Origin of the sequence: Enterobacter sp. AG326 (assembly GCF_004362415.1) — a bacterium.
Classification (GTDB): Bacteria; Pseudomonadota; Gammaproteobacteria; order Enterobacterales; family Enterobacteriaceae; genus Enterobacter; species Enterobacter asburiae.
In genome coordinates, this window is sequence record NZ_SNXG01000001.1 from 1426093 (window position 1) to 1445940 (window position 19848).

The window sequence follows — 19848 nt, forward strand, 5'->3', positions numbered from 1 at the left end:
CCGCCATAATCAGATGATGCGGTTAGTTTTGAGATCGCGCAGGAAGCCGCCCCAGCGACGCTCGTAGAACGGGGTGATGTGCTCGGTGATAAAGTGGCTGATGCCCTTCTCACCGTTCTTCACCTGGCAGATATCAATCGGCTCATCGCCCGGCAGCGTGTCGGTCGCCACGCTTCCCGCCGCCTGAATGATTTCGTCGATATCGCCGTCCGCCTCAATACCAATCAGCAGTACCGGATGCTCGTCCGCGCGCTCTTTAATGGAGCAGAGAAACGCGCGTCTAACCGGTTTCAGGGTTTTGAACAGCGTCGTCAGGGAATCAATCATCTGCGCGGGCGGCTCGGCTACTTCAGACAGCAGCAGCGTTTCGCCCCCTTCCAGCACTTCCTGGGTGCTGAGCGGGTTGCCCTCTTCGCCAATCAGATGGCTGATTTCACGCGGCGTAAACTCTTTCCCGGTCGGCAGCTTCGCGTTAAGGAACAGCGTCTGGCCCAGCGTCATTTCGAACAGGGTACGCACCGGCATCACCACGAACGCCTGTTCGTCTTCTACCGCTTCCTGCAGGGCTTCCAGCGAGGTGAAGAACGGGATCACCGACGTGCCGTCGTCTTTCTCCCAGTGCAGCAGATCCAGCGCGCTGTCTTCTACGACCAGCTCACCTTCCGCCGCGGTGCCCGGCACCCAGACGGTGGATTCCAGCAGCGTGCGGAAAAATGCCGGACGATGGGCGGGCTCGGTCGCCGCCTGCTCCAGCAGGGTTTCTAATTCGTTTTTGGTTTCGGACATAACAATTCCAGATGTCGAATTTCCCCCTCACCCCAGCCCTCTCCCTCAAGGGAGAGGGAGCAAACCATCTCCTCTCCCCATGGGAGAGGGTTAGGGTGAGGGCAAAGAGCATTACTCAGCCGTCAGCAGGTTCGCCACGGTACGCACGCCCAGACCTGTCGCGCCCGCGGACCACTGCTCAACCGCCGCTTTACGGTAGGTTGCGGAGCAGTCGATGTGCAGCCAGCCTTCGTGATAATTCTCAACAAAGTGGGACAGGAAGCCTGCCGCCGTGCTTGCACCCGCCGGGTACGCCGCGCTCGCGGTGTTGTTCAGCTCGGCAAAGTTGGACGGCAGTTGGCTGCGGTGGAACTCGGCCAGCGGCAGACGCCAGAACGGCTCGTTTTCCGCAGCGGCGCTTGCCAGCAGGCGAGCGGCCAGCTTGTCGTCGAAGCTGAACAGCGCATGGTAATCGTTGCCCAGGGCGGTTTTCGCCGCGCCGGTCAGGGTCGCCATGTCAATAATCAGCTCTGGCTTCTGCGCAGACGCGTCGATCAGGCCATCGGCCAGCACCAGACGGCCTTCGGCGTCGGTGTTCATCACTTCGACGTTTTTACCGTTGCGGTAGCGAATGATGTCGCCCAGCTTGAAGGCGTTACCGCTCACCATGTTGTCCGCGCAGCATAGATACAGCTTCACGCGCTTGTTCAGACCGCGGGTGATGGCGAACGCCAGCGCGCCGGTGATGGTTGCCGCGCCGCCCATGTCGGACTTCATGGAGTCCATGAACGCGCTCTGCTTCAGGCTGTAGCCGCCGGTGTCGAAGGTAATGCCTTTACCCACCAGGCAGGCAAATACTGGCGCCGCTTTATCGCCGGTTGGGTTGTAATCCAGCGCCAGCAGGACCGGAGGACGTTCAGAACCACGGCCCACGGTGTGGATGCCCATGTAATTCTGCTCGCGTAGGTCTTCACCTTTGGTGATGCGGTAGGACATTTTCTCGCCCGCCACGCCGCACAGCAGGTCAACCGCGCGCTGCGCCAGCTGCTCCGGACCAAGCTCTTCCGCCGGGGCGTTGATGGTGTCGCGCACCCAGTCGATGATTTGCAGGCGGCTTTCCAGCTCTTTCTGACCGGCAGCGTCAAGGTTCGCCCACTCAATTTTGCGGGTGCCTTTCGGCCCTTTGTAGCCAGCCCAGAATGCCCAGCTGCGGTCTGTGTCCCAGCCTTCGCCTTCCAGGGAGACATGCTTAATGCCCAGGCCATCAATTTTACGCGCGGCGCGCTGGATCAGGCCCAGATCGTCTTTGCCCGTCAGGTGCAGGGTAATACCGTCGTTGTTAATGCTGTAGGTGGCTTTTTCGCCCCAGCGTGCGTCAGCAGGCTGATTCGAGAGCGTAATCTTCATCGCTTCGGTCATTTTATTTTTCCTTATTAGCAACTAGCAAACGGGCCGCCTGAAGGCAGCCCGTTATGTTATTTATTCTGCTTCATCTAACCAGACTAACAGAATCGCCTCCAGAATTTTTTCATTGGATGCGTTTGGATCGTCGTCGAAATCCTCTAAATCGCAGATCCACTGGTGCATGTCGGTGAATCGTACGGTCTTCGGATCGAGATCCGGGTTCGCGTCGTAGAGCGCTTCGCCGATTTCACGGCTGTCTGTCCACTTCAGTCCCATATCAATGCTCACGTGCGTGGTTGATGGTGTAGCGTGGGAATTCCACGACCAGATCTTCATCGGTCACCGCGGCCTGGCAGCTCAGGCGGCTGTCAGGCTCCAGACCCCATGCTTTATCCAGCATGTCGTCTTCGTCTTCGGTGCTCTCGGCGAGAGAGTCAAAACCTTCACGCACGATGCAGTGGCAGGTGGTGCAGGCACAGGATTTTTCACAGGCGTGTTCCACTTCGATACCTGCACGCAGGGCAACATCGAGAATGGTTTCACCGGTCTTCGCTTCCAGAACAGCGCCATCCGGACAAAGGTCCGCATGAGGCAAAATAACAATCTTTGGCATATTAAACCTCGTCCACGGACTGGCCTTTCAGCGCGACGCGGACAGATTTGTCCATGCGGCGAGCAGCAAAGTCCTGGGTTTGTTTATCAACGTTTTTAATGGCTTCTTCTATTGCGTCAGCGTCATTGCCTTCTGCTACTGCGCTTAAGCGCGCGGCAGCATCATCAATCACCTGGCGCTCAGCGGCGCTTAACAGCGCGGCATCGGCAGCGAGCGCGCCGTTCAGACTTTCCAGCACGCGTGCGGCTTCAACTTTCTGTTCGGCCAGCATACGCGCCTTCACATCCTGCTCGGCGTAGCTCATTGAGTCCTGAATCATGGAGGCGATTTCGCCATCGGTCAGGCCGTAGGACGGCTTCACCTGAATGGACGATTCCACGCCGGTGGATTTTTCCATCGCCGTGACGCTCAGCAGACCGTCCGCATCCACCTGGAAGGAGACGCGAATATGCGCCCCGCCCGCAGGCAGCGCCGGGATGCCGCGCAGCGCAAAGCGCGCCAGAGAGCGGCAGTCCTGCACCAGCTCGCGCTCGCCCTGCATTACGTGGATGGACATCGCGGTCTGACCGTCTTTGAAGGTCGTGAACTCCTGCGCGCGCGCCACCGGAATAGTGGTGTTACGCGGGATCACTTTCTCCACCAGGCCGCCCATGGTTTCTAAACCCAGCGACAGCGGGATGACGTCCAGCAGCAGCATTTCGCTGTCCGGCTTGTTGCCGACCAGAATATCGGCCTGGATTGCGGCGCCCACGGCAACCACTTTGTCCGGGTCGATGGAGGTCAGCGGCGTGCGGCCAAAGAATTCGCCCACGCGCTCGCGCACCAGCGGCACGCGGGTCGAACCGCCCACCATGACCACTTCCAGCACCTCGTTCGCCTTAACGCCCGCATCTTTCAATGCGCGACGGCAGGCCAGCAGGGTGCGCTTCACCAGCGGGGCAATCAGATCGCTGAACTGGTCGCGGGTGATGTCACCCTGCCAGCCCGCAACGTTTACGGTAACCGTCTGCGCATCGCTCAGGGCGATTTTAGCGTCGATGGCCGCATCCAACAGCTCACGCTGCACGCGCGCATCGCTGCGATCGCTGATGCCCGCCTGCTCGCGAATGTAATCCGCCAGCAGATGGTCGAAGTCATCGCCGCCCAGCGCGGAATCCCCGCCGGTCGCCAGCACTTCAAACACCCCGCGGCTTAAGCGCAGGATCGAGATATCAAAGGTACCGCCGCCGAGATCGTAAACCGCAATGACCCCTTCCTGACCGGAGTCGAGGCCGTAGGCAATCGCCGCCGCCGTCGGTTCGTTCAGCAGACGCAGCACGTGCAGGCCCGCCAGACGCGCGGCGTCTTTGGTGCCCTGACGCTGTGCATCGTCAAAATAGGCCGGAACGGTGATGACTACGCCGTCCAGATCGCCGCCGAGCGTCGCCGTAGCGCGCGCCGCCAGCGCTTTGAGGATGTCGGAGGAAACGCGAATCGGGTTCAGCAGACCGGCCGCGGTCGCAATCATCGGCAGGCCGTTTTCACTGGCCTGCAGCTGATACGGCAGATGCGGATAGCGGGTCTGAATATCGGCCAGCGAGCGGCCCATCATGCGCTTTACGGAGCTGATGGTGTTGGCCGGATCGCGCGCGGCGTTGGCGCGGGCGTCATAGCCGACCGCGTGACCCTGCTGCTGGTAGTGGACTACGGAAGGCAGCAGATGGCGGCCCTGCTCGTCGGCCAGCGTTTCCGCCTGGCCGCTGCGCACGGTCGCCACGAGGGAATTGGTGGTGCCCAGATCGATACCCACCGCCAGACGACGCTGGTGCGGTGCGGCACTTAAGCCAGGCTCACTAATTTGTAATAAGGCCATAATTGCTTCCGAAATTAAAAATCGAGCAGCTTTTCTTCGAGTTGTTCAGCACTGCTTCGCAGTTTATCGAGAAAACGGAGTTTGCGCACAGTGTCTGCCGCCACGTCCCAGGTCTCGTTGTTCAGTTGCTCCACCATCTGCTGATGGCGGGTATCGAACATGCCCTTCACGCGCGTGATGAAGCTTTCCAGACGCGCTTCGTCTTTGGCCTGTTCAATCTCATCCAGCTCTTCGCGAAGTTCCAGCTGTTCCATCAGAAACGCGGTGTCGCGCACGGTATGCTGTTCGCTAGCCAGATCGAAACCGTGGAGCGAGAGCAGGTACTCGGCACGGCTCAGCGGATGACGCAGCGTCTGCCAGGCCTGGTTGATGGTCGCAGAGTGCGATACCGCAGCCAGCTGTTCTGCCTGAGTACCACTGGCGAATTTATCCGGGTGATACTGACGCTGAAGATCCTGAAAGCGGATCGTCAGCGCCTGGAGATCAATCGGGTATTGAGCGGGTAGTCCGAAGAGAGTGAAGTAATCCATAACAATCTCAGGGGTAGCCTGTTAGAACAAACCCCACGCGTAGCGGGTAACGCCACGGTGGGGTTTCGGATGACGCGCGGTTAAACGTGGAAGCTTTCGCCGCAACCACACTCGTCTTTGACGTTCGGGTTCGTGAATTTGAACCCTTCGTTCAGGCCTTCTTTAACGAAGTCCAGCTGAGTGCCGTTGAGGAATTGCAGGCTTTTGCCATCGACCACCACCTTCACGCCCTTGTCTTCAAACACGGTGTCATCAGACGCCGGTTCATCAACAAACTCCAGTACGTAAGCCATACCAGAACAGCCGGAGGTACGTACGCCCAGTCGCAGGCCAAAGCCTTTACCACGGTTCGCCAGAAAAGAGCTTACTCGCGCGGCAGCGCTGTCGCTAAGGGTAATCGACATACTCAAACCTCAATTATTTTGCTTCACGTTTGCTTTTATAGTCCGCAATGGCGGCTTTGATCGCGTCTTCTGCCAGAATTGAACAGTGAATTTTCACCGGTGGCAGTTCGAGTTCTTCAGCAATATCGGTGTTCTTGATTGCCTGTGCTTCGTCCAGAGACTTGCCCTTCACCCATTCGGTGACCAGGGAGCTGGACGCGATAGCAGAACCGCAGCCGTAGGTCTTGAAGCGCGCGTCTTCAATGATACCTTCATTGTTGACTTTAATCTGCAACTTCATCACGTCGCCACACGCCGGTGCGCCAACCATGCCGCTACCGACAGATTCGTCGCTGTTGTCAAAAGAGCCAACGTTGCGCGGGTTCTCGTAATGATCGATGACTTTTTCGCTGTATGCCATGATTGAATTCTCCTTATGTACCGATTAGTGATGTGACCATTCAATGCTGTTCAGATCCACGCCCTGCTTGAACATTTCCCACAGTGGAGAAAGGTCGCGCAGACGGCCGATGGAGTTGCGAACCAGCTTGATGGTGTAGTCAATCTCTTCTTCGGTAGTGAAACGACCTAAAGAGAAACGGATAGAGCTGTGCGCCAGCTCGTCGGTCATACCCAGCGCGCGCAGCACGTAGGATGGCTCCAGGCTTGCAGACGTACAGGCAGAACCGGAAGAAACGGCCAGGTCTTTCAGCGCCATGATCAGCGATTCGCCTTCAACGTAGTTGAAGCTGACGTTGAGGATGTTCGGAGCGCCCTGCTCGAGATCGCCGTTCAGATACACTTCTTCCATATCTTTCACGCCGTCCCACAGACGGTTACGCAGCGTGCGCAGGCGCGCCATCTCGGTTTCCATCTCTTCTTTTGCAATGCGGTACGCTTCGCCCATGCCCACGATCTGGTGAACAGGCAGCGTGCCGGAACGCATGCCGCGCTCGTGACCGCCACCGTGCATCTGTGCTTCGATGCGGATACGCGGTTTACGACGAACGTACAGCGCGCCGATCCCTTTCGGACCATAAATTTTGTGGCCGGAGAAGGACATCAGGTCCACTTTCAGCTGGCTCAGGTCGATAGGCAGTTTGCCCACGCTCTGGGTCGCGTCAACGTGATAGATGATACCGCGCGCGCGGCACATTTCGCCGATGGTCGCGATGTCTTGTACCACGCCGATTTCGTTGTTGACGTGCATGATGGAAACCAGAATGGTGTCATCACGCATGGCCGCTTCGAGCTCTTTGAGGTCGATGATCCCGTTGCTCTGTGGCGCCAGGTAAGTCACTTCGTACCCTTCACGCTCCAGCTGACGGCAGGTATCCAGCACGGCTTTGTGTTCGGTTTTGCTGGTGATGATGTGCTTGCCTTTTTTCTGATAAAAGTTGGCTGCACCTTTGATCGCCAGGTTGTCGGATTCGGTCGCACCGGAGGTGAAAACAATCTCACGCGGGTCGGCACCCACCAGGTCGGCAATCTGATTACGGGCGATATCAACCGCCTCTTCAGCATGCCAGCCAAAACGGTGTGAACGGGAAGCTGGGTTACCAAAGTTTCCGTCCAGGGTCAGACACTGCATCATTTTCTCGGCAACACGCGGGTCCACCGGCGTGGTTGCGGAGTAATCGAGATAAATCGGTAATTTCATTGCTCTTTAAACTCCGTACATCGCTTCAATGCAAGGAATCAGGCAACCGGCTGGATGTACGACCGAGTACGCGGGGCGTGACCGCCCCGGCCTGATTCTGAAATCTTTATCGTTTTATTACGCGCGCAGTTTGACGTCGATAGCGTCCTGCGCGCGGGTGCTGCGTTGGGAATCCTGACCGTGCTGACGACCAGAGACATCCAGAACTTCCTGATTATTGACCAGTTCACCCAGGGTGATGTTGTTCAGGAAGCCGGTGAGACGGTCGCTCAGATCGCGCCACAGCGCGTGGGTCAGGCATTTGTCGCCGCCCTGGCAGCCGCCTTTACCCTGGCAACGGGTCGCGTCAACGGATTCGTCAACTGCGCTAATCACTTCACCAACTGCAATACTGCCCGCGTCTTTACCCAGCAGATAACCGCCGCCTGGGCCACGAACGCTGGAAACCAGTCCATTTTTACGCAGTCTGGAGAACAGCTGTTCCAGGTAAGAGAGGGAGATCCCTTGTCGTTCAGAAATATCAGCCAACGGAACCGGGCCCGCTTCGGAGTTGAGCGCAACGTCCAGCATCGCGGTCACGGCATAACGCCCTTTAGATGTCAGTCTCATGTCTTACTTAACCTCAAACTCGCCCCTGCCCGGGGTTTTTTATTGTAAAATGGGGGTATTGCATAGCAGGGCCAAGTCTGACATTCCTGACTAAAATGGTCAACTATTTACTTGACTGTTTTAGTCAGGTATTTAACGTTCCGTGCCTTCATAACCCAGGTGCGGCCTGATGCCCTCACCCCGGCCCTCTCCCACGGGGAGAGGGGGAAATCGACACTACTCTTTATTCTTCTGCTCAATCGACGCCAGAATCCCGCGCAGGATGTTCAGCTCCTGGCTTTCCGGGCGAGCGCGGGTAAACATGCGGCGCAGCTTGTTCATCACCTGGCCCGGGTGACCTTCACGAATAAAGCCGGTTGAGAGCAGCGTCTGCTCCAGGTGACCGTAGAAGCGCTCAAGATCGTCCACCAGCGGGTAGGCCGTCTCTTCTTTCTGTTCGACCGGTTTCTCCTGCGTCGCCAGCCACGCCATACGCACCTCATAGGCGATAACCTGCACCGCCATCGCCAGGTTCAGCGAGCTGTATTCCGGGTTTGCCGCGATGGCGACGTGATAGTGGCACTTCTGCAGCTCGTCGTTGGTCAGGCCAACGCGCTCGCGGCCAAACACCAGCGCAACCGGAGCCTGTTCCGCTTCTGAGACGCTTTTCAGGCCGCATTCGCGCGGATCCAGCATCGGCCACGGCAGCGTGCGTGAACGTGCGCTGGTGCCAACAACGAGGCTGCAGCCGGCCAGCGCTTCGTCAAGGGTGTCGACGATCTGGGCGTTGCCGATCACGTCGCTGGCACCGGCCGCCAGGGCGATGGCCTGCGAGTCAGGTTTCACCAGCGGGTTAACCAGCCACAGGTTCGTTAAGCCCATGGTTTTCATAGCGCGGGCAACGGAGCCCATGTTGCCGGTGTGCGATGTTTCGACCAGCACGATTCGAATGTTTTGCAGCATAATTTTTAATGTCTGAATTCAGCGTCTGAAGAATATTCCGGCATATTATCATAAACGGGAGACATAATCCGATCCCACTGCTATACTCTGCGCCGATTTTCCTGTTCTTTAACATCCAGTGAGAGAGACCGATGCATCCGATGCTGACCATCGCCGTGCGCGCAGCGCGCAAGGCGGGTAATGTAATTGCCAAACACTACGAAACGCCAGACTCCGTAGAAACCAGCCAGAAAGGCAGCAATGATTTCGTGACTAACGTCGATAAAGCCGCAGAAGCGATTATTATCGAAACGATCCGCAAATCTTACCCGCAGCACACCATCATCACCGAAGAAAGCGGTGAACATGAAGGTACCGATCAGGATGTTCAATGGGTTATCGATCCACTGGATGGCACCACCAACTTTGTTAAACGCCTGCCACACTTCTCTGTGTCTATCGCAGTACGCATTAAAGGCCGTACTGAAGTCGCCGTTGTTTACGATCCAATGCGTAACGAACTGTTCACCGCTACCCGCGGTCAGGGCGCACAGCTGAACGGCTACCGTCTGCGCTGCAGCAACGCACGCGATCTGGACGGCACCATCCTGGCGACCGGTTTCCCGTTCAAGGCGAAACAGCACGCGACCACCTATATGAATATCCTGGGCAAACTGTTTACCGAATGCGCGGACTTCCGCCGCACCGGTTCTGCTGCGCTGGATCTGGCATACGTGGCGACCGGCCGCGTTGACGGTTACTTTGAGCTGTCTCTGAAGCCGTGGGACTTTGCTGCGGGCGAGCTGATCGCACGTGAAGCAGGCGCCATCGTGTGTGATTTCACCGGCGGCCATAACTATATGTCTACCGGCAACATCGTTGCGGGTAACCCACGCGTTGTTAAAGCCATGCTGGCCAACATGCGTGATGAACTGAGCGATGCGCTGAAGCGTTAATCCAGTTAGTTAAGCCCGGTGGCGCCACGCTTACCGGGCCTACAAAATCCCTCAGTACGCTAGAAAGGCCGCAATCCCCTTCCCACCGGCACAGCGCTCATCCACATCGTCACCGCCGCCACCAGCAGAATCACCCCGCCCGCCAGCGCAAGCGTTGTCCACCCTACCTGTCGCCACAGCACCGGCGTTTTATTGCCGCTCAGTTTGACCGCAAGCTGACGGAAGCTGTGAACCAGCAGCGCTAAAGACGAAATGGTGAGAGACGTCCCTGCCGCCATCGCCAGCGCGGAAAGCATTCCCCAGCCAAACACGCCAATCACCTTACTAAACAGCAGCACCATGATTGCCCCCGAACACGGGCGCATGCCCATCGAGAGAATAATCATCAGCCGCGCGCGCCAGTCGTCACCGTTCTGCAATTGTTCCTGCGTGGGCAAATGCTGATGCCCGCAGCCGCAGTTTTCATCATGAACGTGGTGCGGCGTAAAGGTTTTGAATTTCGGTTTTTGCAGCAGCACGCGCAGCTTTTTCAGCGCCCGCCAGCAGAGGATCAGCCCCAGCACGCCAACCAGCGAGTAACTCCCCTTCTCCAGCCAGAAGCTGCTCAAGTGCAGCTGGCGCGCGGGAAGCTGTAACAGCGAAAGCACCACCACGACGAGCGCAATCGCCACGCCGCCCTGAAGCAGCGAGGAGGCCAGCGTCAGGCCGATACTCGATCTCAGCTTCGACGGATGGGTGGCGAGCCAGGTCGTTATCACGATTTTGCCGTGCCCCGGCCCAAGCGCGTGCAGAACACCATAGATAAAGCTGAACGCCAGCAGGGAACCACCCGCTTTGGTCGGGTTCTCCGCCACCGCCTTCAGCAGACTGCTCATCTGCTGGTTGACCTCACGCTGCCAGACAATACTTTTCATCATCACCTGCGGCCAGGCCTGCCATAGCCAGAGCGAAACGCAGACGGCTAGCAGGAGAAAGAGCGCCAGGGGCCAGAGATGCAGCCATCGGCGCGGTTTCCGAAGCGGAGAAGAGATCACTGACATTGTAACGTCACCTCCTGCGCGAACTGTTTACCCAACTCCATGTCCTCAGGCGGTGCATCTTCTTTATCAAGCGAGACCGCAAATTTCAGCGTCTCTTCGCTGGGTTTCGGTGTATGCACGCCAATTTTGCAGTTTTTTTGCAGAGCGTCCGGCAGCCGTACGTCGCTGTCTTTGTCATAGCGCATGTCGACATAGTAGGTAGGGTCAAAGGTGGAAAAACGGTACGTTTGCCCCGCCAGCGGCTGCGGATGCGCCAGCGGGAGCACGAAGGTCAGCACCGCCTGATGCCCGTCACGCGTCATACCGTATTCCGTTGGCCGGTTAAGAAATTTGACCTTCTGCCCGTTGTGCCAGAATTCCGTGAAGTAGTGCTGGCCGAGCACGTTAGCCATCACTTCCGCCGCCAGCTTTTTCCAGATTTCATCGCCAGGCTTCGCGTTTCCCGCATCATAGAGCAGATCGGCCGAGGTGATTTCATCCATCGTCCAGCGCATCTTCAGGCCGCTCAGCTGCGTGCCGTCGGTAACCAGCTCGGTCTGGAGGTCAATAAAACTGTGAGGGTGTGCGCTGGCGGTGAAGCTGATAACCGCCAAAAATAACGCCATCGCACTTTGTTTAACTGTTTGCATCATTTCCTCACGTCAAAAATTCTGTGATGTTCCCCAGCAATCCTGAGTGAAAGGCCTGCCGGCGCGCTTTTCAGCGCTCATCCTTTAGCTATTCTTATCAAACATTCACACTGGATACCCGACAGATGATGACGACGCTTGAAATTCCATCTGTGCTTTCCAGTTCGCAGCGCCGCTGCCAGGTGCTCTTGATGCTTTACCTGCCCGATGCTGCCGTCACCGCACAGAGCATAATTGCTGCCAACGGGGTGGACGACGCGATGGCACGGCAAGATATAGCCGAGACGCGCGATGAAATCCAGCGCTATCACCGGCTGGACATCGTTACGCACCACGACGGCAGCTACCGGATTGAAGGCACATCCCTGAATCAGCGTTTATGCCTGCTGCACTGGCTGCGCCGGGCGCTGCGGCTTTGCCCGCAGTTTGTCTCGCACCAGTTTACCCCCGCATTAAAAACCGCGCTTAAACGACACGGCATTGCGCGGCCGCTTTACGATGATGCGAACCTGCGGGCGCTGATCGGCTTCTGCTCCCGCAAGCTGCAGCGTCAGTTTGAATGCCGCGACGTCCAGTTTTTACAGCTCTATTTGCAATACTGTCTTATTCAGCACCAGCTCGGGAATACGCCGCAGTTTTCTCACGTTCAGCGCAGCTGGACCCAGTCGAGAGGGGAATATTTTACGGCCCAGGAGATCGTGCGGCACTGGAAACGGCGCGTTCCGCAGGGAGCGCACGGGGATGAACAGCTGTTTCTGGCGCTGCTGTTTATGATGCTCCGCACGCCCGATCCGGTGCTCGATAAACACCAGCAGGATCAGCGCTTGCGTCGGGCCATCGTGCGCATGGTCGCCCGTTTTCGCTCGCAGACCGGAATGAACTTCAGCGACGAGCAAGGGCTGACCGATCAGCTGTATATCCATCTTGCTCAGGCGCTGGACCGCTCGCTGTTTGAGATTGGCATCGACAATAGCCTGCCGGAGGAGATCCATCGTCTCTATCCCCGGCTGTTACGCACCACGAAGGAAGCGCTGTTTGAGCTGGAGGCGGAGTTCGGGCTGCGTTTTTCTGATGAAGAGATGAGTCTTGTCGCGGTGATTTTCGGTGCCTGGCTGATGCAGGAGACCGATCTGCACGAAAAACAGGTGATTCTGCTGACGGGAGACGATAAAGCCACCGAGGACCTGATTGAACAGCAGCTTCGCGAGCTGACGCTGCTGCCGCTCAACATTCGCTATCTGACGCTGCAGGCCTTCCAGAAAGAGGGGGCACCGCGCGAGGCCGCTCTGGTTATCACCCCCTACCCTACCGTCCTGCCGCTGTTCTCGCCGCCGCTGATTCATGCCGTTGAGACATTGAACGCGCAGCAGCAAGAACATATTCGCGCCATGCTGGAATCATAGCGACGCGCGAGCGGCCACTTTAGGGCGAACAACGATCGCGGGTAAGGCGACCAGCGCCATCACCCAGAAGACGCCATGCCCCAGATGCTGGTAGAGGAACCCCGCAAAGACCGTCATGATCGCGATACTTCCCCCCATTGCCACCGCCGAATAGACGGCCTGCAGGCGAATAACGTCTCCGCCCTCGCGCGCTGCGATATAGCGCATCGCCGCCAGATGACACACGGTAAAGGTGCCACAGTGAAGAATTTGCGCCACTATCAGCCACGGCAGGTCGGTCGTCCAGCCCATAATGCCCCAGCGCGCCACGCCGCACACGGCGGAAAGCAGCAGCAGGTCTCGCGCGCCAAAGCGACGGAACAGCTGCTTGCTCAGGGCGAAGATAATGACTTCGGCCACTACCCCCAGCGACCAAAGATAGCCCACTGCGGAAGCTGAGTAACCCGCCCCCTGCCAGTAGATGGCGCTGAACCCATAGTACGCCGCATGCGCTCCCTGAAGCAGACAGACACAGGCCAGAAAACGCCAGCTCTGGGCCACCAGGCTCCGCCAGGCGGGCCAGCCTGCGCTCTCCTGATGGCGGCTTTCCCCTTGCGGCATCACCGACGGACGCAGCAGCATGCCCAGCAGCATTGAGGCAATACCGATACTTAGCAGGGCGAGAATGGCGCGGTAATCGTAAAGGCTGACCAGTTTGCCCACCAGCGCGGAGCCAATCACAAAGGCAATAGAGCCCCACAGGCGCACGCGGCCATAGTCCATGGTGATCTGCTTTTGCCAGGTGTTCGCCAGGGCATCCGTCAGCGGTACCAGCGGTGAGAAGAACAGGTTAAAGCCGACCATCACTACCATCAGCCAGGCAAACTGGTGGCTGACCCAGAAGCAGGCAACGAAGACTAGCGTCAGCAGAGCAAGAATGCGCACGGCCTTGATCAGCAAGGAGGGATCGCTGACGCGCGGGGCAATCAGCAGGCTGCCGAGGAAACGCGCCACCAGCCCTGCCCCCAGCAGGACACCGATGGTCTCAGGAGTCAGGCCGATACCCTTGAGCCAGACGCTCCAGAAAGGCAGAAAAATACCGTAGCTAAAGAAATAGGTGAAATAACTGAGCGCCAGCCAGCGCGTGGAATGCAAGACCATGAATCCCTCCCGAAATCGAGGCCATAGTCTGGCGAGAATATAAAAATTAAGCAAGTAGATAGCCTGCTATAAATTAACGAAAAATTAACATCTTGTGCAGTCGTCTGGCTTATGGCAGGGAATGAAAATATGTATTACGTTTAAATTACTCCACTTGCAGAGGTTTTTCTGCCATGAACTCACTACGTTATTTCGATTTCGGTCAGTCACGTCACCTGCTGCTGCTGATTGGCCGCATCGCGCTTGTCGTGCTGTTTATTATCTTTGGTTATCCAAAACTGACGGGGTTTAGCGGCACCGTACAATATATGACCTCGCTGGGTACGCCGATGCCCATGCTGGCGGCCATTATTGCGGTGGTGATGGAAGTGCCTGCCGCTATCCTGATCGTCCTGGGCTTTTTCACCCGCCCTCTCGCGGTACTGTTTGTATTCTATACGCTGGGCACGGCGATTATCGGTCACCACTACTGGGATATGACCGGTGATGCGGTCGTGCCGAATATGATTAACTTCTATAAGAACGTCAGTATTGCTGGCGCCTTTATTTTGCTGGCGATTGTCGGACCTGGAGCCATTTCCCTCGACCGGCGTTAAGCCATAAAAAAAGGCCGCAAGTGCGGCCTTTTTTATTTCTGCCAGGCAGAGGAATTATGCGTATACCGGGAAGCGTGCGCAGATATCCAGAACTTTACCTTTGACGCGCTCGATTACCGCTTCGTCATTGATGTTGTCCAGAACGTCACACATCCAGCCAGCCAGCTCTTTCACTTCCGCTTCTTTAAAGCCGCGGCGAGTTACGGCCGGAGAACCGATACGGATACCGGAGGTCACGAACGGGCTCTTCGGATCGTTTGGCACGCTGTTTTTGTTCACGGTGATGTTGGCGCGGCCCAGGGCTGCGTCAGCTTCTTTACCGGTCAGGTTCTTATCAACCAGATCCAGCAGGAACAGGTGGTTTTCAGTACCGCCGGATACCACTTTGTAGCCACGATTCAGGAACACTTCCACCATCGCTTTGGCATTCTTAGCAACCTGCTGCTGATAAACCTTGAACTCTGGCTCCATCGCTTCTTTCAGCGCTACCGCTTTAGCCGCGATAACGTGCATCAGCGGGCCGCCCTGCGCGCTTGGGAATACGGCGGAGTTCAGTTTTTTGTACAGCTCTTCGTCACCGCCTTTCGCCAGGATCAGGCCACCGCGTGGACCCGCCAGGGTTTTGTGGGTGGTGGTGGTCACAACGTGAGCGTGTGGAACCGGGTTCGGGTAAACGCCAGCGGCAATCAGGCCCGCAACGTGCGCCATGTCGACAAACAGGTAAGCACCGATGCTGTCCGCGATTTCACGCATTTTTGCCCAGTCAACGATACCGGAGTAAGCAGAGAAGCCACCGATGATCATCTTCGGTTTGTGCTCTTTAGCCTGCTTCGCCATGTCTTCGTAGTCAATTTTACCGGACTCATCAATACCGTAAGGGATGATGTTGTACAGTTTGCCGGAGAAGTTAACCGGGGAGCCGTGAGTCAGGTGGCCGCCCTGCGCCAGGTTCATACCCAGAACGGTATCGCCCGGCTGCAGCAGCGCGGTGTAGACCGCGAAGTTAGCCTGAGAGCCAGAGTGCGGCTGCACGTTCGCGTAGTCAGCGCCAAAGAGTTCTTTCGCACGGTCGATAGCCAGCTGCTCAACGATATCAACGTACTCGCAACCGCCGTAGTAGCGTTTGCCCGGGTAACCTTCAGCATATTTGTTAGTCAGCTGAGAACCCTGCGCCTGCATGACGCGCGGGCTGGTGTAGTTTTCGGAGGCGATCAGTTCGATGTGCTCTTCCTGACGTACTTTTTCCTGCTCCATAGCCTGCCACAGTTCGGCATCATAATCGGCAATGTTCATTTCACGCTTTAACATCCGCATCTCCTGACTCAGCTAACAAGTAAATTTTGGCCTGAAAAGGCAGTCCTGTTGGACGACGGGCAACAGTATAACTGATTAGTTCTGTGATAACAGGTCTTGACAAACGATTTTACGCAAACGTTTTCCTGCGCGCCACGCAAGGGTTTGAGGAATAAAGCTCTCGCCCTTTCCAGCGGATTTCTTTTCAGGTTTGTGATGCATATTTTTCATCTTGCAAAGAACCATTTACAACGCAGGGGTATTTTTTATAAGATGCATTTAAAATACATCATTAAAGTCACATCAGAAGGATGCGCTCATGCTCGACGCCCAAACCATCGCTACCGTTAAAGCCACCATTCCCCTGCTGGTGGAAACCGGCCCTAAACTCACCGCCCATTTCTACGATCGCATGTTCACGCATAACCCGGAGTTCAAAGAAATTTTCAACATGAGCAACCAGCGTAACGGCGATCAGCGCGAAGCGCTGTTCAACGCCATCGCGGCCTATGCCAGCAATATTGAAAACCTGGCTGCGCTGCTGCCCGCGGTGGAAAAAATCGCGCAGAAGCACACCAGCTTCCAGATCCAGCCCGAGCAGTACAACATTGTGGGTGGCCACCTGCTGGCCACGCTGGACGAGATGTTCAGCCCGGGCCAGGAGGTGCTGGACGCGTGGGGTAAAGCCTACGGCGTGCTGGCAAACGTGTTTATCAACCGCGAAGCGCAGATCTACAGCGAAAACGCCAGCAAGAACGGCGGCTGGGAAGGCACGCGCGCCTTCCGCATCGTCGAGAAAACCCCGCGCAGTGCATTGATTACCAGCTTTGAATTTGAGCCGGTGGACGGACAGCCGGTTGCCGATTACCAGCCAGGCCAGTATCTGGGCGTGTGGCTGAAGCCTGAAGGTTTCCCGCATCAGGAGATCCGCCAGTATTCTCTTACCCGCAAGCCAAACGGCAAAGGCTACCGCATTGCCGTGAAGCGTGAGGACGGCGGTCAGGTCTCCAACTGGCTCCACAACGAAGCTAACGTGGGCGACGTGGTTCATCTGGCCGCGCCGGCGGGTGATTTCTTCATGGCGGTTGAAGCGAATACCCCGGTTACGCTGATCTCTGCGGGCGTCGGCCAAACGCCAATGCTGGCGATGCTCGATACGCTGGCGAAAGCAAACCACGGGGCGCAGGTAAACTGGTTCCACGCTGCGGAAAACGGCGATGTGCACGCCTTTGCGGATGAAGTGAAAACGCTCGGAGCCTCCCTGCCGCGCTTCACCGCGCACACCTGGTATCGCCTGCCGACGGATAAAGACCGCGCGGCCGCGCGGTTTGACAGCGAAGGTCTGATGAATTTAAGCCTGATGGAAGGGGCGTTTAGCGCGCCGGACATGCAGTTCTACGTCTGCGGGCCGGTGGCGTTTATGCAGTATGCCGCGAAGCAGCTGGTGGAGCTGGGTGTGAACAAAGACAATATTCACTACGAATGTTTCGGGCCCCATAAGGTGCTGTAATGAAAAAGCCCCTCGTTCGAGGGGCTTTTTTTCGCCGGGTTGTTGCACCTTACCCGGCCTACAAAACCGTTGGCAATGTTAAATCGCGGCGTCGTCTTCTTCGCCGGTACGGATACGGATCACGCGCGCCACGTCAAAGACGAAGATTTTACCGTCGCCGATTTTGCCCGTCTGCGCCGTGCGGATAATGGTATCCACGCAGGTATCGACGATATCGTCGCTGACCACGATTTCAATTTTTACTTTCGGCAGAAAGTCGACCATGTACTCTGCGCCACGGTAAAGCTCGGTGTGGCCCTTCTGACGACCAAAACCTTTCACTTCCGTCACGGTCATCCCGGTGATGCCGACTTCCGCCAGCGCTTCACGCACGTCATCCAGTTTGAAAGGTTTAATAATCGCATCAATCTTTTTCATGGTGGGTCCTTAAACTCTTGCCTGTAAGCTGCCTCGTAATCGATTGCTCACAGTACCATACGGCATTACTCTTTAAAATCGTTTGCTTCCAGCTCGTGGCGCGACAGCAGCTTGTAGAACTCGGTGCGGTTGCGTCCGGCCATGCGCGCCGCGTGGGTCACATTGCCTTTGGTAATCTGCAATAGCTTGCGCAGATAGTTCAGCTCGAACTGATTCCGCGCTTCCGCAAACGTCGGCAGAGCCGTGTTTTCCCCTTCCAGCGCCTGCTCCACCAGCGCATCGCTGATCACCGGTGAGGAGGTCAGCGCCACGCACTGCTCAATCACGTTCACCAGCTGGCGCACGTTACCCGGCCAGCCTGCGGCCATCAGCCGCTTCATCGCATCGGTGGAAAACGCGCGCACGAACGGTTTATGGCGATCGGCCGCCTGGCGCAAAAGATGGTTCGCCAGCAGCGGAATGTCTTCCGCACGCTCCGCCAGCGCGGGGATCTTCAGATTCACCACGTTCAGACGGTAGTAGAGATCTTCGCGAAACTCGTTGCGCGCCATCACTTTTGGCAAGTCGCGGTGGGTGGCGGAAATAATGCGCACGTTAATATCGATATCGCGGTTGCTGCCCAGCGGGCGAACTTTTCGCTCCTGCAACACGCGGAGAAGTTTAACCTGCAGCGGTGCGGGCATGTCGCCAATCTCGTCCAGGAACAGCGTGCCGCCTTCCGCGGCCTGGAACAGCCCCTCCCGACTGCTAACCGCGCCGGTGAATGCGCCGCGGGCGTGACCAAACAGTTCAGATTCGAGCAGCTGTTCCGGAAGCGCGCCGCAGTTAATGGCGATAAAGGCGTTTTTACTGCGCGGGCTGGCGTTATGGATCGCCTGGGCCAGGATCTCTTTTCCGGTTCCGCTCTGGCCGTTGATGAGCACGCTGACGTCGGACTGCGCCACCATCCGGGCCTGTTCAAGCAGACGCAGCATAATCGGGCTGCGGGTGACGATGGACTCCCGCCACGCTTCATCCCCCGCCGGGGCAGCATGTTCCAGCGCGCTGTCGATAGCTTTATAAAGCGCGTCTTTGTCCACCGGCTTGGTCAGGAAGCTGAAGACCCCCTGCTGGGTCGCGGCAACCGCATCCGGAATCGACCCGTGCGCCGTCAGGATAATCACGGGCATACCCGGCTGCTGCTTCTGGATCTCCGCAAACAGCTGCAGGCCGTCCATTTCGTCCATCCGCAGGTCGCTTATCACCAGATCTATTTTCTCGCGGCTGAGGATCTTGAGCCCCTCCAGCCCGCTTTCAGCGGTGACGACGCTGTAGCCTTCGCTCACCAGACGCATCCCCAGCAGCTTTAACAGCCCGGGATCGTCATCCACCAGTAACAGATGGGCAGGTTTACGGCTCGTCATGCTTCACATCCTCTTGTTTCGGCGTATCGCTGTCCGGTGCCGCGGATGAACTCCCCGGCTGATATTTACGCGACGAGAGCTGCCTTTCGATATCGGTCAGGTTTTCCAGCTTGCGCGTCGTGGTATCCAGCTGCGTACGTAAATGTTGCTGCTGTTGACGCAGCGTATCAAGCTCGCTGTCGGTTGACTGTTGCAGCTTGCTGTAGCGGGAGCGCTCTTCAGACAGCTGAAGCTGTAATGTCTGCCCGTCGCGCCAGAGCTGGTATACCGGACGTACCTGCACCGGAAGATTGACCACGTACGTGTCCAGTCGGGTCACATTGACGCGGCGTTCAACGGGAGTGATTTTCGCATCTGCGAGTAAAATCCCACGCTTGAAAGCGTCCTGCCAGGTGTCGTCATCCAGCATCGCCGCCTTCGAGCGGGCGTCTACCGGCGCAAGACGCTGGGCGCAGTCTATTCCACGCAGCCAGAACAGCGGGTTGCTTTCAACGTCATGTCCTGACAGGTTCCAGATGTCGTCACAGCGGGTTGAGAGGAAATCTGCCAGCTGGTTATCGGGCCATTTATCTTCCTGTTTATCGCTAATGGCACTTTGTGGCGCATGGGAAACACACCCTGCCAGAAATAAACAGGGCAGGCTCAGGCGAAGCGTTTTGCTGGAAAACACCGCGCGTACGGCGCGGAAAAAGACGTGTGACATACTCACCAGACATAGATTCAT

22 protein-coding genes are annotated in these 19848 nt (G+C 57.2%); 4 read left to right on the forward strand and 18 right to left on the reverse strand.

What is annotated here, in order from left to right:
• Window positions 1-9: 9 nt before the first annotated feature.
• From sseB to trmJ, 11 genes are all read right to left on the reverse strand, one after another.
• On the reverse strand, window positions 10-786 hold the full coding sequence (gene sseB, locus DFO52_RS06675) for an enhanced serine sensitivity protein SseB (RefSeq protein ID WP_133549796.1): 777 nt from the start codon (window positions 784-786) through the stop codon (window positions 10-12).
• A gap of 111 nt (window positions 787-897) precedes the next feature.
• The gene (gene pepB / locus DFO52_RS06680) at window positions 898-2184 is read right to left on the reverse strand and encodes an aminopeptidase PepB (protein WP_029741155.1); all 1287 of its coding nucleotides are present in this window, start codon (window positions 2182-2184) and stop codon (window positions 898-900) included.
• A 60-nt stretch (window positions 2185-2244) separates the two neighbouring features.
• On the reverse strand, window positions 2245-2445 hold the full coding sequence (iscX, locus tag DFO52_RS06685) for a Fe-S cluster assembly protein IscX (RefSeq protein ID WP_003860650.1): 201 nt from the start codon (window positions 2443-2445) through the stop codon (window positions 2245-2247).
• A gap of 1 nt (window position 2446) precedes the next feature.
• On the reverse strand, window positions 2447-2782 hold the full coding sequence (gene fdx, locus DFO52_RS06690; protein ID WP_003860652.1) for an ISC system 2Fe-2S type ferredoxin: 336 nt from the start codon (window positions 2780-2782) through the stop codon (window positions 2447-2449).
• A 1-nt stretch (window position 2783) separates the two neighbouring features.
• Window positions 2784-4634, reverse strand: a complete 1851-nt coding sequence (hscA, locus tag DFO52_RS06695) for a Fe-S protein assembly chaperone HscA (RefSeq protein WP_133549798.1) — start codon at window positions 4632-4634, stop codon at window positions 2784-2786.
• Window positions 4635-4648: 14 nt separating this feature from the next.
• Window positions 4649-5164: a co-chaperone HscB gene (gene hscB, locus DFO52_RS06700; protein ID WP_119915345.1), complete on the reverse strand. Its 516-nt coding sequence runs from the start codon at window positions 5162-5164 to the stop codon at window positions 4649-4651.
• 80 nt (window positions 5165-5244) lie between these two features.
• Window positions 5245-5568: an iron-sulfur cluster assembly protein IscA gene (iscA, locus tag DFO52_RS06705; RefSeq protein WP_003860659.1), complete on the reverse strand. Its 324-nt coding sequence runs from the start codon at window positions 5566-5568 to the stop codon at window positions 5245-5247.
• Between the two features lie 13 nt (window positions 5569-5581).
• Window positions 5582-5968 carry a Fe-S cluster assembly scaffold IscU gene (gene iscU, locus DFO52_RS06710; RefSeq protein WP_003860661.1) on the reverse strand — a complete coding sequence of 129 codons (387 nt, stop codon included), beginning with the start codon at window positions 5966-5968 and terminating at the stop codon, window positions 5582-5584.
• 24 nt (window positions 5969-5992) lie between these two features.
• Window positions 5993-7207 carry a cysteine desulfurase gene (iscS, locus tag DFO52_RS06715; protein WP_008502157.1) on the reverse strand — a complete coding sequence of 405 codons (1215 nt, stop codon included), beginning with the start codon at window positions 7205-7207 and terminating at the stop codon, window positions 5993-5995.
• Between the two features lie 117 nt (window positions 7208-7324).
• Window positions 7325-7816, reverse strand: coding sequence for a Fe-S cluster assembly transcriptional regulator IscR (gene iscR / locus DFO52_RS06720; protein ID WP_023308826.1), 492 nt, complete (start codon window positions 7814-7816; stop codon window positions 7325-7327).
• 216 nt (window positions 7817-8032) lie between these two features.
• The gene (trmJ, locus tag DFO52_RS06725) at window positions 8033-8758 is read right to left on the reverse strand and encodes a tRNA (cytosine(32)/uridine(32)-2'-O)-methyltransferase TrmJ (RefSeq protein ID WP_029741152.1); all 726 of its coding nucleotides are present in this window, start codon (window positions 8756-8758) and stop codon (window positions 8033-8035) included.
• A gap of 131 nt (window positions 8759-8889) precedes the next feature.
• On the opposite strand from trmJ, the gene suhB reads away from it, so the two are divergent.
• Window positions 8890-9693, forward strand: a complete 804-nt coding sequence (suhB, locus tag DFO52_RS06730) for an inositol-1-monophosphatase (RefSeq protein WP_003860668.1) — start codon at window positions 8890-8892, stop codon at window positions 9691-9693.
• Window positions 9694-9752: 59 nt separating this feature from the next.
• Here suhB and DFO52_RS06735 read toward each other — a convergent pair whose 3' ends face one another.
• Complete coding sequence (locus DFO52_RS06735) at window positions 9753-10733, reverse strand: nickel/cobalt transporter (protein WP_133549800.1); 981 nt, start codon at window positions 10731-10733, stop codon at window positions 9753-9755.
• Window positions 10724-11362, reverse strand: coding sequence for a DUF1007 family protein (locus DFO52_RS06740; RefSeq protein WP_047647057.1), 639 nt, complete (start codon window positions 11360-11362; stop codon window positions 10724-10726). Before DFO52_RS06740 ends, DFO52_RS06735 begins: the two co-directional genes overlap by 10 nt.
• A gap of 125 nt (window positions 11363-11487) precedes the next feature.
• Between DFO52_RS06740 and csiE the strand changes: the two genes are divergently transcribed.
• The gene (gene csiE / locus DFO52_RS06745) at window positions 11488-12765 is read left to right on the forward strand and encodes a stationary phase inducible protein CsiE (RefSeq protein WP_133549802.1); all 1278 of its coding nucleotides are present in this window, start codon (window positions 11488-11490) and stop codon (window positions 12763-12765) included.
• On the opposite strand, the gene DFO52_RS06750 is transcribed toward csiE, so the two are convergent.
• Window positions 12760-13905, reverse strand: a complete 1146-nt coding sequence (locus tag DFO52_RS06750) for a 3-phenylpropionate MFS transporter (RefSeq protein WP_133549804.1) — start codon at window positions 13903-13905, stop codon at window positions 12760-12762. The two genes, csiE and DFO52_RS06750, sit on opposite strands and share 6 nt — an antisense overlap.
• 173 nt (window positions 13906-14078) lie before the next feature.
• Here DFO52_RS06750 and DFO52_RS06755 point away from each other — a divergent pair, with 173 nt between their 5' ends.
• Complete coding sequence (locus DFO52_RS06755) at window positions 14079-14501, forward strand: DoxX family protein (protein WP_029741147.1); 423 nt, start codon at window positions 14079-14081, stop codon at window positions 14499-14501.
• Between the two features lie 54 nt (window positions 14502-14555).
• Here the strand turns inward: DFO52_RS06755 and glyA are convergent, their stop codons facing one another.
• Entirely contained in the window at window positions 14556-15809 is a 1254-nt protein-coding gene (gene glyA, locus DFO52_RS06760) for a serine hydroxymethyltransferase (RefSeq protein WP_008502165.1), read from the reverse strand.
• Window positions 15810-16113: 304 nt separating this feature from the next.
• Here glyA and hmpA point away from each other — a divergent pair, with 304 nt between their 5' ends.
• Window positions 16114-17304 carry an NO-inducible flavohemoprotein gene (gene hmpA / locus DFO52_RS06765; protein WP_133549806.1) on the forward strand — a complete coding sequence of 397 codons (1191 nt, stop codon included), beginning with the start codon at window positions 16114-16116 and terminating at the stop codon, window positions 17302-17304.
• A gap of 78 nt (window positions 17305-17382) precedes the next feature.
• Here the strand turns inward: hmpA and glnB are convergent, their stop codons facing one another.
• The 3 genes from glnB to qseG form a co-directional block, all read right to left on the reverse strand.
• Entirely contained in the window at window positions 17383-17721 is a 339-nt protein-coding gene (gene glnB / locus DFO52_RS06770) for a nitrogen regulatory protein P-II (RefSeq protein WP_003860685.1), read from the reverse strand.
• A gap of 65 nt (window positions 17722-17786) precedes the next feature.
• The gene (gene glrR, locus DFO52_RS06775) at window positions 17787-19124 is read right to left on the reverse strand and encodes a two-component system response regulator GlrR (protein WP_023308835.1); all 1338 of its coding nucleotides are present in this window, start codon (window positions 19122-19124) and stop codon (window positions 17787-17789) included.
• Entirely contained in the window at window positions 19111-19848 is a 738-nt protein-coding gene (gene qseG, locus DFO52_RS06780; RefSeq protein WP_033146230.1) for a two-component system QseEF-associated lipoprotein QseG, read from the reverse strand. The genes glrR and qseG overlap by 14 nt, the downstream gene beginning before the upstream one ends.